15 protein-coding genes, 1 pseudogene and 1 other annotated feature are annotated in these 13,458 nt (G+C 39.5%); of the genes and pseudogenes, 2 read left to right on the forward strand and 14 right to left on the reverse strand.

The annotated features are described in order from the left end of the window. Positions 1–111: 111 nt before the first annotated feature. The 5 genes from N1I80_RS11090 to N1I80_RS11110 all read right to left on the reverse strand — a co-directional run bounded on the left by N1I80_RS11090 (position 112) and on the right by N1I80_RS11110 (position 3,695). Positions 112–534, reverse strand: coding sequence for an SRPBCC family protein (locus tag N1I80_RS11090; protein ID WP_340737929.1), 423 nt, complete (start codon positions 532–534; stop codon positions 112–114). After that, the gene (locus N1I80_RS11095; RefSeq protein ID WP_340737930.1) at positions 531–857 is read right to left on the reverse strand and encodes an ArsR/SmtB family transcription factor; all 327 of its coding nucleotides are present in this window, start codon (positions 855–857) and stop codon (positions 531–533) included. The genes N1I80_RS11090 and N1I80_RS11095 overlap by 4 nt, the downstream gene beginning before the upstream one ends. A 186-nt stretch (positions 858–1,043) precedes the next feature. Continuing rightward, positions 1,044–1,421 (reverse strand): sporulation protein, encoded by a 378-nt coding sequence (locus tag N1I80_RS11100; RefSeq protein WP_340737931.1) that lies wholly within the window; start codon positions 1,419–1,421, stop codon positions 1,044–1,046. A gap of 3 nt (positions 1,422–1,424) precedes the next feature. Then, positions 1,425–2,660, reverse strand: coding sequence for an AI-2E family transporter (locus N1I80_RS11105; protein WP_340737932.1), 1,236 nt, complete (start codon positions 2,658–2,660; stop codon positions 1,425–1,427). Positions 2,661–2,735: 75 nt separating this feature from the next. Next, positions 2,736–3,695 carry an LCP family protein gene (locus N1I80_RS11110; protein ID WP_340737933.1) on the reverse strand — a complete coding sequence of 320 codons (960 nt, stop codon included), beginning with the start codon at positions 3,693–3,695 and terminating at the stop codon, positions 2,736–2,738. Between the two features lie 227 nt (positions 3,696–3,922). Between N1I80_RS11110 and N1I80_RS11115 the strand changes: the two genes are divergently transcribed. After that, positions 3,923–4,027 (forward strand): YjcZ family sporulation protein, encoded by a 105-nt coding sequence (locus tag N1I80_RS11115; RefSeq protein WP_340737934.1) that lies wholly within the window; start codon positions 3,923–3,925, stop codon positions 4,025–4,027. 136 nt (positions 4,028–4,163) lie between these two features. After that, positions 4,164–4,679: a peptide-methionine (S)-S-oxide reductase MsrA gene (msrA, locus tag N1I80_RS11120; RefSeq protein ID WP_340740031.1), complete on the forward strand. Its 516-nt coding sequence runs from the start codon at positions 4,164–4,166 to the stop codon at positions 4,677–4,679. A gap of 60 nt (positions 4,680–4,739) precedes the next feature. On the opposite strand, the gene N1I80_RS11125 is transcribed toward msrA, so the two are convergent. The 9 genes and pseudogenes from N1I80_RS11125 to N1I80_RS11165 form a co-directional block, all read right to left on the reverse strand. After that, complete coding sequence (locus N1I80_RS11125; RefSeq protein WP_340737935.1) at positions 4,740–5,204, reverse strand: NUDIX hydrolase; 465 nt, start codon at positions 5,202–5,204, stop codon at positions 4,740–4,742. 156 nt (positions 5,205–5,360) lie between these two features. Continuing rightward, a complete protein-coding gene (locus N1I80_RS11130; RefSeq protein WP_340737936.1) occupies positions 5,361–5,882 on the reverse strand; it encodes a nitroreductase family protein in 522 nt (173 codons plus the stop codon). Between the two features lie 90 nt (positions 5,883–5,972). Then, positions 5,973–7,892, reverse strand: coding sequence for a threonine--tRNA ligase (thrS, locus tag N1I80_RS11135; RefSeq protein ID WP_340737937.1), 1,920 nt, complete (start codon positions 7,890–7,892; stop codon positions 5,973–5,975). 51 nt (positions 7,893–7,943) lie between these two features. Further along, positions 7,944–8,167 (reverse strand) — a binding site (T-box leader). Positions 8,168–8,521: 354 nt separating this feature from the next. Then, positions 8,522–9,025: a GNAT family N-acetyltransferase gene (locus tag N1I80_RS11140; protein WP_340737938.1), complete on the reverse strand. Its 504-nt coding sequence runs from the start codon at positions 9,023–9,025 to the stop codon at positions 8,522–8,524. Positions 9,026–9,059: 34 nt separating this feature from the next. After that, a complete protein-coding gene (locus tag N1I80_RS11145) occupies positions 9,060–9,518 on the reverse strand; it encodes an NUDIX domain-containing protein (RefSeq protein ID WP_340737939.1) in 459 nt (152 codons plus the stop codon). A gap of 26 nt (positions 9,519–9,544) precedes the next feature. Next, positions 9,545–10,378: pseudogene (locus N1I80_RS11150) on the reverse strand (alpha/beta fold hydrolase). A gap of 24 nt (positions 10,379–10,402) precedes the next feature. Further along, entirely contained in the window at positions 10,403–11,014 is a 612-nt protein-coding gene (locus tag N1I80_RS11155; RefSeq protein WP_340737940.1) for a Type 1 glutamine amidotransferase-like domain-containing protein, read from the reverse strand. Positions 11,015–11,179: 165 nt separating this feature from the next. Beyond that, entirely contained in the window at positions 11,180–11,596 is a 417-nt protein-coding gene (locus tag N1I80_RS11160) for a hypothetical protein (protein ID WP_340737941.1), read from the reverse strand. Positions 11,597–11,833: 237 nt separating this feature from the next. Next, positions 11,834–13,294 (reverse strand): IS1182 family transposase, encoded by a 1,461-nt coding sequence (locus N1I80_RS11165; protein WP_340737942.1) that lies wholly within the window; start codon positions 13,292–13,294, stop codon positions 11,834–11,836. Positions 13,295–13,458: the final 164 nt, after the last annotated feature.

Consider the following 13,458-nt stretch of genomic DNA (forward strand, 5'->3'; position numbering starts at 1 on the left):
TTTCCATTCTCTACATGCAGTATAGCCATGTTTGCCACATTAATAATTGAAAATGACGCTTTCCCTATTCCGGAAAGCGTCCGATTGTTGAAATCATAGAAGATGAAGATATCAGTTTTGCAGTCCTGCTAACACTTTTTCGAGCTGGGCGCCCATACTCGTCCAAGCGTGTGTAGCTCCTTCTATAGCTCCAGGTTGAGCTTTTGTTTCCTCACTAAATCCACTTTGATCGAAATGGAGGTGAACAGTCCCGTCTGACTCTTCTTTCAGCGTCCATGTAACGGTAGTACTTTCCCCTGCACTTAGCCAAGTGTAAGACAATAGACGGTGTTCGTCTACTTCAAGCACTTCACAATCTACAATTCCGTCCCACCATTCAGAAGGCTCTGCCCGAAACTGAAATGTATGCCCGACGACTGGTTTAAAATCATTCGCCCATATCCATTTCGCTAGCATATCCGAATCTGTTAAAGCATTCCACACTTGTTCGATTGAACTTGTAAATTGATAATCTAATGACACATCTGGTTTCATTTTTCTTCCTCCAATAATAGATGTAATTTAGCAATTCTTTCTTTCCAAAATCCTTCATAAAAAGATACCCAATCTTGAATTTCTTGTAACGGAGCGGCATTTAGCCGATACCTTGTTTCCCTACCGACCTTTCGAGCAGTTACAAGATTAGCCTCTTTCAGAATAGCCAAATGTTTAGATACAGCTGTACGGCCCATTTGAAAGTGGACAGTAATCTCATGTAGAGGCAACTCATCAACTTCTGTCAATATATGGAGGATTTTTCGCCTAGTTGGATCAGCGACAGCGGCATAAACATCCCTCTCTTGACTTTGATCGTTCAAAATCCCCCCCACCTTTTCATTATTATTTCCTGTAATATCACTGATTAAACTTCATAATAGGACACCTTTTGCTGTCCCATTTATTATAGGACACCAAAAGGTGACATGTCAAGTACCCTTACTAGTCCATTATCCAGCCCTTCATCCGAAAAAAAGCGAACCTACTAGATGTAGGCACGCTGTGGTTTACTCATATGTAATTTCATCTTCATCTCGAATATGAACCCCATTTTTCAAATAAACTGTCGTTCGTAAAATCAGTGTTCGTTCTTCATCTTCCATTTCCCAACGCTCATCAGGCACCATTTCAAAAGGAATCATCCACGTTTCCTTCGATTTCATATCACTCATCATTTCAATCGACTGCTTTGCGATAATGTCTTCATCCACTGCCGACCTTTTTAACAAAGTAATATCGATATAATCGACAAGCTCTTCACTTGCTTCTCCTTCAATATAAACTGTACCGGACAGCGTTTCACCAAACGCAATATTCGGACCATCTACATTTGTATTTACTGTCATTTCCTCATATTCAATAGTCGACAAAAATTGCTTTACCATACGTCATTCCCCCACTTCCTGATCCTCTACCATTTCATACTGCATATTTTCAGTTGCTACGTATCTATTATACCGCAATTTAAACAATTTAAATAAATGAGTGACGACAACTTTTAATAATGCATATCCCGGAATCCCTAGGACTACGCCAGCGACGCCGAACAAGGATCCCGCTGTTAGTAACACAAAAATAATGGTAATCGGGTGAATTTGGAGCGATTTCCCCATAATTTGTGGCGAAATGAATTTTCCTTCAACGAGTTGAACAATCGTCCAAACCGCTGCTAGCTTAACCAACATAATCGGGGACGTCACAATCGCAATAATAACAGCTGGGGTAATGGCAATCAGCGGTCCGAGGTACGGAACGACACTTGTGAACATGGCTAGTACACCAAGGAGTAGCGCATATTCCATTCCAATAATGAAGAAGCCAATCGACACCATGATGCCAATACAAATCGCAACCAAAATCTGCCCTTGTATGTACGAACTAATTTGATGATCTGCATCACGAAGAATCAGTGTAACATCCTTGCGCATGCGCGGTGGTAGCATCTTCACAAAGAAACGAGGTAATTTCTCACCATCTTTTAACAGATAAAACAGGATAAACGGCACTGTAACAATGGCTAGGATAAACCCTGTAAAAGCTGAAATAAACGAAGTTACACCACTCGCAATTCCACCGATTGCATCTGTAAAAAACTTGCCAAGATCCCCTGACCCGGTTTCCAAAAGTGTATTGATATTAATATCAAGCCCTTTATAATAAGATGCGAAAATAGATGACCGTAAAAACGTGTCAATCTTCAATAATAATTGACTAAAATAAGTTGGAAATTCTTCCACAAGATTATGTAATTGATCTTTTAGAAAAGGCAGTACAAGAAAAACTAACGCAGTAAGTACTCCGATTGCTCCAATTAACAGAATGAGAATTCCCCAGATACGCGGAATTCGCATTTTTTCAAGTAACCGCAATAACGGTCTAAGTAAATAATAAGCAATCGTCGCTAGAACGACTGGCAGTACAACCGTCGAGAAAAAGACGGTAATCGGATAAAATATGAATGAAATCCGATCGAAAAGCAGAATGATTAAACCAATTAATAAGATTGATACGAGGACGAACAACGTACTTCGTCCTCCCAGAAAGCGAATCACATTTGGTGTTGCACCATTCGTCTTGTTACCGACTGAATCTGTGGTGGATTGCTGGTTGTCACTAAGTCCCATTGACATCCCCTACTTTCGTCTATAATCAGTTGCGCCATTGTATTAGTTGTTGTAGCCCAACTTCGCTAATTCAAGTTAATCTAACTGCATATTGATAAATTCTGCGATGGCTTCTTTATTTTTCGCGATATCCAACTCGATAACAGAGCCAGCATGCGCATAGGACTTGAATGAATACGAACCTTCCACAGGAACAGTCATCGTTTCCACATCTACTCCTTTTGTCATCAAAATAGAGAGTGCACGTGAAATTTCATCTTTCGTGGTAAGATCCGTGTTAATGTATCCTGATAAAGCACCTGCCAGCTTCGGTGCATTCACCAGCATGCCCAGTTTCATGACTTCATCTTTCATCGCAGCAATAACTTCTTGTTGCCGTTTAACACGTCCAAAATCGCCTTCTGCATCTGCGCGGAAACGTGCATAACCAAGTAATTCTTTCCCATTCAGTGATTTTTTCCCTGGCATCAGCGTAACACCAATTTTTTCAGACATTTCTTTTTTAACGTCAATTTCTACACCACCTGGAAAGGCAATATCGACAATCGACTCAAAATTTTTAAAATCAACAATCGCATAATGATGAATAGGAATCCCAAACATGCCTGTAATCGTATCTTTTACGGTTTGTACCCCTTCAAGATAGTAAGCCGTATTCAACTTGTATGATTTATAGCCTGGTATATCAGCGTAAATATCTCGCATGAATGAAATGACACGCATTGTGCCCTCATTCTTGTCCCAAGACAATACCATCATCGTATCTGTTCGCGATCTGCCACTGCCATCATCATCGGTACCCAACAGTAAGTAATTTTCGATAGAAGTATACTTAGGATCTACAGCATCTCCTTTAAATCCCCCAGGATTGATGCCATTATCTTTTGCAAGCGATTTCCCTGCATTATACTGAACAAAAGAATAGAGTCCAGCTGCAATAAAGCATAATGTTGCTATTGTAAAAATGACCCGACCGAGCCGAAGTTTTTTCTTTCTTCTTCTTTTAGGTATAGGTCCTTCATAATGTTCTACCATTTGATTGATTCCTCCAAAATATGATCTCCCCAATTAAGACGTATGGGAAGCGTCTTGGTTGCGTATTGTTGTGACCATTATACCATGATAGGCCACTTCGACTATTCATTTACTTACCACAATCAAAATATTTTCAAAAAAAGATGGATGACGGCATTTTCCCCAATCCGCGCTATGGGTCAATGCATATGCTACACAGATGTCCGTAAAGAAAGGCGGTGTACAATATGGGACGCGAATGTTATGGAGGCGCAGGCGAAGGTAATTCATTTGCATTGATCGTGGTACTTTTCATCCTCTTGATTATTATAGGCGCAAGCTTTCTTTACTAATCGAACTATCTAAACTACTCTCACCCGCTCACTGGTACCCTTATACTGTAAGAGCGCATAACTTGCGCTCTTATTTTTATGTTATAATTTTCATATAGATTGATGAAAGGTGATGTTCCATTTGACTGAAAAAATAATTGAAAAAGCTACGTTTGCCGGGGGATGCTTCTGGTGCATGGTAAAACCATTCAAAGAGTGGGACGGTATCTACGACGTCGTGTCTGGTTATATGGGTGGCCATGTCGACAACCCTACATATGAAGATGTCAAAAAAGGAGATTCCGGCCATTTGGAAGTTGTCGAAATCACCTATGATCCTGCTATATTCCCTTATGACAAGCTACTCGATGTATTTTGGCAGCAAATCGACCCGACAGATGCAGATGGTCAATTTCAGGACCGTGGTCATTCGTACTCGACCGCCATTTTTCATTACACAGACGAGCAGCGCGTCATCGCTGAAGCCTCAAAAGAACAACTTGGCGCAAGTGGCACGTTCACAAAACCGATTGTCACGCCAATCCGACCAGCGGAAACGTTTTACCGCGCGGAAGAGTATCATCAGGATTATTACGAAAAAGAACAAGAACATTACGAGGAAGACCGTACGCGTTCGGGGCGTGATGAGTTTATTGAGAGTCATTGGATGTGAATGAAGAAAAGGAATAAAGAAATCAGCGCAATAAGCTGATTTCTTTATTCCTTTCCTACTTTATTTCACAACAAAATGCTGTACATGCAGCTGTAATTTTTGTAATGAAGTCCGTAAACATGCCGGATACAGCTCAATCCTATCCAACTCTTCAATAGACGTCCATTGAAAAACCAAGCGCTCCCCCTCGATGCCATAAAAAGGCTGTTCGTGAAAAGATGCAAAATTACTATCAGCCGTTACGACATAATAAAAGCCGATTTCATGAAAGTCTTTTCCACCATGCTCAAAGAAATTTTCGATGACGAAAGCCATTCTGTCTACCTGTACATCAATCCCCAACTCTTCACGGAACTCTCTTATCAAGCTACTTTGCGAATCCTCTGCAATGGCGACCCTTCCTCCAGGCAGCGACCAGTTCGACTCTTTGACATCCCGATGCAACAAAACATGTCCATTTTCTATCCAAATTCCCGCCACACGATAATTAAAGACGGCTTGTTCTGTTTGAAAAACGACATCCATCTAGCCCATTCCTTTCGAAAATAATTCTTCTAATTTCAAAAATATAATCTTAGCAAATACTTCTAATGCCCTGGGTTATCAACATTTTGTCTACAAAGAGATACCTACTCAGAACCAACAGCAAGCTCTAAGTAGGCACTTTTACTTCTTATAAGTTTAGAATGTTTCATAAAATACAATGTCATTGCGATCTAACATTTTTTTCGCCTGTGGCTTTTCAACAGGAAATCCAAGCCCTAAAATCGCAACAATTCTACGATCTGGCGGGATATTTAGAGCCTCCCGCGCGTACGTTTCACGAATTCGTGATTCTTCCACGTCTTCTGAATGATAGACAGCACCAAAGCCTAGACCAAGCTGTAAATCTGCCGCAGCTAACCATATAAAAGCAGTCGCAATCGAGGCATCCTGCAGCCAATACTTACTAATATCCGGGCGCCCTGTCACAACAATCGCGGCTTGTGCCGTAGCCATCCATTTCATGAAGGGCGTCGTTTTTTCTAAATGATCCAGTTTTTCACGATTTTCAATAATGATAAATTCTCGCGAAGGTAGATTATTACCCGAAGGTGCATAATAAGCTGCATCTACAATCTGATCCAATAGCTCCCTCGGAATTCTTTTCTCTTGAAAACTCGTAATCTCACGCCGTGAACGAATAACATCTAATACAGACAACTCAATCCCTCCTATTCAGATTGGGAAAGTATTTTCCAACTTAATTATATCGATAGTTCCGTCTATTCACAAAGATCAGGAACTGAAAACTTAAAGAACACGCTGCTCCATTTGTTCTTTAATCAATAAAGTAAAGTTTTCGCTGGATAAGCTCTCCGGTGTTTGACTTCCAAATTTCCTGATATTCACTGTGCAATCGTTCACTTCATTGTCCCCAAGAACAAGTGTATAGGGGACCTTCTGCAATTGAGCTTCTCTTATTTTGTAACCTAGCTTCTCATTTCGGTCGTCAATGTCTACCCGAATGCCTGTGTTTCTTAACACAGACTGTACACGTAATGCATAATCCAAATGAACGCTCGAAACAGGGATAATTTGTACCTGCACAGGCGCAAGCCAGATTGGAAATGCACCTGCAAAATGTTCAATCAATATACCAAAGAAACGATCGATGGAGCCAAAAATCGCACGATGAATCACAACAGGACGAACTTTTTCATTGTTTTCATCAATATACGTCAGGTCAAACTTTTCAGGCATTTGAAAATCAAGCTGAATTGTGCCGCATTGATGGCTACGGCCTAGCGCGTCTTTAATATGAAAGTCGATTTTAGGTCCGTAAAATGCACCGTCGCCTTCATTCAATTGATATTGAATCGCTAAATCTTCCAAAACAGTGCGCAGCGCCTCTTCTGAATCATTCCACATCTCATCACTACCCAGGGATTGTTCTGGCCTTGTTGATAGTTCAACCGAATAGTCAAAACCAAAAGTTTGATACATTTCATCAATCAAATGAATCACTTGCTGTATTTCGCTTTGGATTTGGTCCTGCCTCACAAAAATATGCGCATCATCTTGGCAAAATGTTCGCACACGTAACAGGCCGTTTAGCGCACCACTAAATTCATGGCGATGGACCTGGCCAAATTCAGCCATTCGAATCGGCAAATCACGGTACGAATGAAGGCTATTTTTAAAGATCAGCATATGCCCTGGACAGTTCATCGGCTTCATCGCAAATTTCACGTTTTCGACCTCTGAAAAATACATATTTTCATGATAATGGTCCCAGTGGCCTGATTGCTCCCACATCCGTTGGTTCATCATGAACGGCGTGCGAACTTCGGCATAGCCAGCTTTCGTTTGAACAGCACGTGAAAAGTTTTCTAATTCTGTGCGTATCACCTGCCCATTTGGTAAATAAAAAGGCATGCCTGGCGCTTCTTCAGAGAACATAAATAATTTCAATTGCTTACCTAGCTTTCGATGATCCCTTTGTTCTGCCTCCTCCAAAAACGATAGATACTCATTCAAATCCTTATTTTTCAAAAAAGCAATGCCATAAACTCGCTGCAACACTTGATTGTCGCTATCCCCACGCCAATATGCGCCTGACACATGCGTGAGCTTGAATGCTTTTATCCCTCCGGTTGACGGAAGATGTGGTCCGCGGCAAAGGTCTATAAATTCCCCTTGTTGATAAAGGGATATTTTCTCGCCCTCTGGAATGTCTTTTAACAACTCCAATTTAAACAATTCGCCACGCTGCTCAAATAGTTTTTCAGCCTCTTCGTATGTGATTTCCATTCGCTCGATTGGTAGATTTTCCTTGATGATGGATTGCATCTCTTTTTCAATCATCTCTAAATCATCCGCATTTAGGCTAGTTGACAACTGAAAATCATAGAAAAATCCGTTGTCAATTACAGGTCCAATGCCTAACTGCGAATCACCATACAGTCTTTTAACCGCCTGCCCTAGCACATGTGCAGTTGTGTGTCTTAACATTTGAAGTCCTTCATCTGAGTCCTTCGTGAACAACATGATTTCAGCATCTTCTACAATACAATGTGATAGATCTGATAATTGTCCATTTACTTTTCCTGCCACAACATTTTTTCTCAAGCTCGAACTTATGGATTGCGCAATATCCGCTACTGTAACGCCTACTGGAAATTCCTTTCGGCTACCATCTGGAAATTGAATCTCAATTTGTTTGTTATTCATCTTAAAAACACCTCATCTAATTTTTTGTATAAAAAAATACCCGTCCCCAAAGAAAGGGACGAGCATAATTACCCGTGATTCCACCCAAATTTCTAACCCCATCTAACAATGGTGTTAACTCATGGCGCTGTAACGTAGCATTAACGGTATTAGCTACTCTATTTCGCTAATACAGCTCAAAAGGGGTAAATTATTTTCTGTGTTAGGAAGTTCTCAGCACTACTTCCTTCTCTGGAAACCATCAAAATAATTCATGTCTTCGTCATCGCTTTTATCGTTATTTAATTATATTTCTATACAAATAAACACACCATCCCTATGCAAAGGGACGAGTGTGTTTTCTCGTGATTCCACCCAAATTTTAAACACCATCCAACAATGGTAATTCGCTCATGGTGCTGTAACGTAGCATAGACGGCTTACCGCAGCTCAGAAGTGGTAAATTATTTTTCTGCGTTAGGAAGTTCTCAGCAATTCTTCCCTCTCTGGAAACCATTAAAACAATTCATGTCTTCATCATCGCTTTTACAAAATATTATTCAAAATCGAATTAGTTAATACCTTACAATAAAGAAAATAGATTAGCAAGCTTTTTTTAATTGAATCCCATACAGTTTATGCAATTGTAATTAATAATGATACTCATAACAAGGTTCTTCCTGTTGCGTATCCTCAAACCATTTCATACCGATAAAAGTAAATCCAACCTTCTCTAAAACCTTTAAAGACCTTTTATTTTCAGGGCTTGCAGAAGCCATAATCATTTGTACTTTCCCATGATTCCGAGCAATTTCGATACATGCACTTGCGACTTCCGTTGCAAATCCTTTGCCCCATGACTTTTTACTATAATGATAAATTAATTCTATATTGCTTACTGAATTTATAATATTAAATCCAGCGGCACCTATGATTTCATTCGTTTCTTTATCTTTCACAGCATAGACAGACAAGCCATGTATTTCCTGACATTTCCTATAAGCATCGATAATTCGAGGCAACACATCATGTGAAGAAGCCCCATCGCACAATGCCATTACCTCCTCATCTCCCCAAAACTCTTTCACGGATTCTAGGTGAGAGTCATCCAATACGCATAAAATTAAACGATGAGTTTCAGACACAAATTGCACTTTCTTCACCTACTTGATTATTGTCAACTTGATTTTAATTCATATCACCTACATAAGTGCCCACTTTTCCTTTATTAAAATAAGTAATTATATGCGGTCGCAATGCTTGGGGGAATAATTTATATTCCAACAAATCATCAATCGGCAACCATTCTACCCCTACTTGTCCTTTGTCTGGGTTAGTTCCAGCATCAAATAAATTTTGATGAACAGTACATAAAAACATAAATTCGGTCTGATGTGCATGCGAATGATAGGCAGCTAGTTCATGGTTTTTACCGATATATTCACGTACAAATAGCAATTCTCCAATATCAACTATGGCACCTAGTTCCTCTTTACATTCCCTTTCTAAGGCTTGATGAAGGTTTTCACCATGTTCTTGACCACCACCCGGTAAAATATAATAGGTTCCGCCATTCTCATGCATTTTTAAAGTTAATAACTTTCCTTCTTTAATGATAATTGCTTTTGCTGAATTTCTTATTCCCATTTTAAATCCCCCTATACATCATTATTTTACAAAGTTAATTTCACAAAATCATTAAATTTTTCCTCTTCCTCAACAAAAGGATTATGATTACTTTCCTCAAAAGTTGTTAGTGTCGCATTGGGAAGTAAATCGGCAATCTCTACCCCATATTTGTAAGGACATTGTGCATCATATTTACCCGCGTATATGAAGCTAGGTAGGGTTACATCGGGCAACTCTTCTCTCACATCATAAGTGCGACATTCTGTTTGTATAAAATAATCCAAACGAACCCCCACTGTCTTTCCACTATTAGGTATTGACAACGCCTGCTCCAATTTCTCTTCCGAATAAAAGGACATGGCTGTCCATTCACGTCCTAATTGTTTACGAGTATCTAAAGGTGTAGCCGCATCATTTAATTGTTCCATAATCTCCATGATTCGATTATAGTGCGGATGCTTATGACAATGAATACTATCAGGATTAGAACTATACTCTTTACTTGCACATGTCCCACCTACAATGAGTTTTGTCAGAAAAGCTGGTACTTGTACTGCATATGTAAGTCCGAGCATCCCGCCTGTAGAATGTCCTGCAAACCCCTAGGTCTTAATGCCAAGCGACATACGAATCGCTTCCAAATCGTTGACGGATTCGCGCATACTATATTGAGACTCCTTCTCTGCTCCAACCGAATTCCCACAACCTCGCAGATTAATTAAATAAACGTGATAGTCTGCTGTAAATGGATTGGCAAATGTATTTCCTCGTTCATCATACGCACTATATAAATGTGTAATACATAATGGCTCTCCCTGCCCTTTTGTAAACAATTCAAATGTTCCTCGTGCAGTCTCAATGAACCGTTGAATCCACATAGATATCTCCCCTTTTCTACTGTCTTAATTTGAAACAATCCGATTTACCAATACTTCATTTTTAAAATGTAAAGCGGTGTAATCTTCAATTAGATAAGACGTGATTTTCCCTTGTATCTTTAGCCACTCATCGAATACCTGCTTACGTTCTTTGTCGTTATAATGCGGACAAAACGTTCCTTCTAACATACCTATCCCTTTAAACTCTTCATACAGTTCATTGTCCATCTCGCTAAAACATGTATCGAACCAGCACATAGCGCCTGCACTTATACCTGCCAAAATAACACCTTGATGATATGCTTCAATCAGTAACTCCAGGAAGCTTGTTTCCTTCCAAACTTCGAGCATATATTGTGTGTTTCCGCCACCAACATAGACAATATCCTGCCGCATTAACTTCTCTTTTGCCTCTCCAGACTCCATATCTTCCCTGAGTAGATGTGTAGGTATATGGTCGTGAAATGCTTCATAAAACTTCTCGATATATCCTAGCGCGTCATAACTCGCTGTTGGGATAAAACATATATGTACTTTCTCGTTGCCACTTACTAATTGCAATAAATACTTATCCAGTTGGGATTCTGACTCCATCGAAAATCCTCCGCCGGAAATCGCGAAAATTTGACGATTCATTTGGCACACCCTATTTTTAATATAATAAACTTTGTATTCTATATTTTACCAGCAGATTAATTAATTGCAATACGAAACAAAAAGAGCTTGGACAAATTACTCCAAGCTCATTTCATTCAACAAACTCCACCTATCAAAACAACAATCTGAAACAGCTTTGTACGATTAAATAAACGGAATATCCAACTTCATCAAGTCTTTTTGATTGAAAGTTAAACCAGGTAATGTAAAAGTCGCTGCATCGATGGCAAACGTATTGGCAATGACATTAGGGCTTCCAGGGTGGAAGATTCTAACCTCGTAGTGGAATGGAGTGACACTTTGTGTAAAGATGTCATGTTGATTGGGTAAGAGAGTGACTAATTGATTCAGTTGAACGATTGGAGTGCCGGTACTCCAGTCAATAACTTGAACTCTTACTTGAAAGGTTTCAGTGGGGTCCAAATTAGCGACTTCAATATGAGCTGCTGCTTGATTGACAACTGTATTTAGTACACCAGTTGTTAATACCTGACGTTTAAATCTAGGGACTTGTCCACAACATTTTGAGCGTTGACATGGCCCAGAACTAATAGTACGCATATTCTCACCTCCTCTCATCATTTATTTTCCTAACACTACTAGTCTATTCATAATAGTGGACAAGACTTAGGCAATCGAATATGGGTTTATTTTCTATTATCCAAAATAAAAACGAACTTGGCTAATGGGAGGCCGCTGAAAAACTTACGTTTTTAAATCCCATAAGTGAGCTTAAATTTAAAAAGACGCTATTTCGTTCGAAATTGAACGAAATAACGTCTTTTCCTTTCGTATTCCTTACTCTGATTCCTTCATTAGCGTCCTAATCCGTTTGAGGTTGACCGCAAATATAGCCATCGCTCCTTGTATCTGCATACCAAATAGACCCGCGGATGTGGCTACATCATACCCGTGTCTATGTTTCAATTCACTATTCTTCGCTTCAATTTTATAGCGAGACTTTGCCTTCTCTTTAAATTTTTCGCTGTTTTGGAACGCTTCTTGATCTTTATGTTCAGTCGATTTAATCGTAACAGAATAGGTTTTACTTTTCGCGCCATCCCTATAACAACCTTCGCGAAGCGGACAAGTTTTACATTTATTGATATCAAAATAATAGGTTTGACTTTGATTTTTCCCTACATTCTTCTTTCCTATACGCGCTTTCCGAATCGCCATATGACCAGCTTTACACACATACATTCCTGCATCTTTATTAAACTCAAATTCATCTTCTTTTGCGCGTGCACCATGCGTGATTTGGGGATTTAATTTCGATACGAGTTCAAGCTCATTTTTCTTCGCATAACGAATATTATCTTTTTCAGAGTACGCGGTATCCCCAATCACCGTTTCAATTTCCATACCGGTTTCTTGGCTTTTCTCAATTAACTCTTGTAGATATTTCCCATCACTTTGTTCACCAGTTGTCACAATCGCAGCCGTAATCAGTCGTTCGTCACTTATCGCAATATGCGTTTTATAGCCAAAGAAAGAGGAATCTTCTGTTTTATGACCAACACGCGCATCTGGATCCGCCGAATACTCAAGCTGTTCCGTGTAGTCTTCTACAACTTCCTTCAATACATTTAACTTCTCTCTGACCGCTGGAATATTGATAAGATGGGCTTCTTTTTCAATCACTAAAATGACTTCTTTACAATAAGCCAATTCATCTTTCACTTCGTTAGAAATTGTTTTAGCTGGGAATTTCTCTTTCATAGATTCATCGATTTTATAGACGGCTTTACGTACATTTTTCGAATTGACCGTCAAAAACTCTTTCGGTGACAGTTGATTATAACGTGATTTAGTATGTGTAGCGTCCACGATGATGGTTTTACTAGTGATTAATTTCTTGTCCAATGCGATTTCTACCGTCTTTTGAATCAGCAAATCTAATAAGCCTACATCCTGAAGACGAAGTCTGCGGAACTTCGTTAAGGAACTAGGGTCAATCACCGGATCTTCTGGTGCCATATCAAGAAAATATTTAAACGACATATCGTATTTAGAACGTTCTACGACATCAATATCAGATAGGTCAAAGATTGATTTAAGCAATAAATATTTGAACATCCGAATCGGCGACACTGCATTGCGGCCGTTATCGAGACAATATTTATTTTTTAATTCATCGTATACGAAAGAAAAGTCAACAAGGTCATTGATTTGACGGAGCTGATTATCTTTGGGCACTACGATATCGTAAATCGCCATATATGGGCTGAGGTCTAACGTTTCTTGGTTTGAAATCATCGGGACACCGCCTAGAATTAGTCTCTTCATTATACAACAATAAAACGAGCCGTTCCTCGATTAGATCGTGGAATGGCTCGTTTTCGTTGTCTTCATTACTTTTTAGTCACTTAGTAAAATGCGTAAGCAGAACCAGCGAAGGCGCCTTACAGCGGTAGCCGAAG

It is taken from the genome of Sporosarcina sp. FSL K6-3457, assembly GCF_038007285.1.
Classification (GTDB): Bacteria; Bacillota; Bacilli; order Bacillales_A; family Planococcaceae; genus Sporosarcina.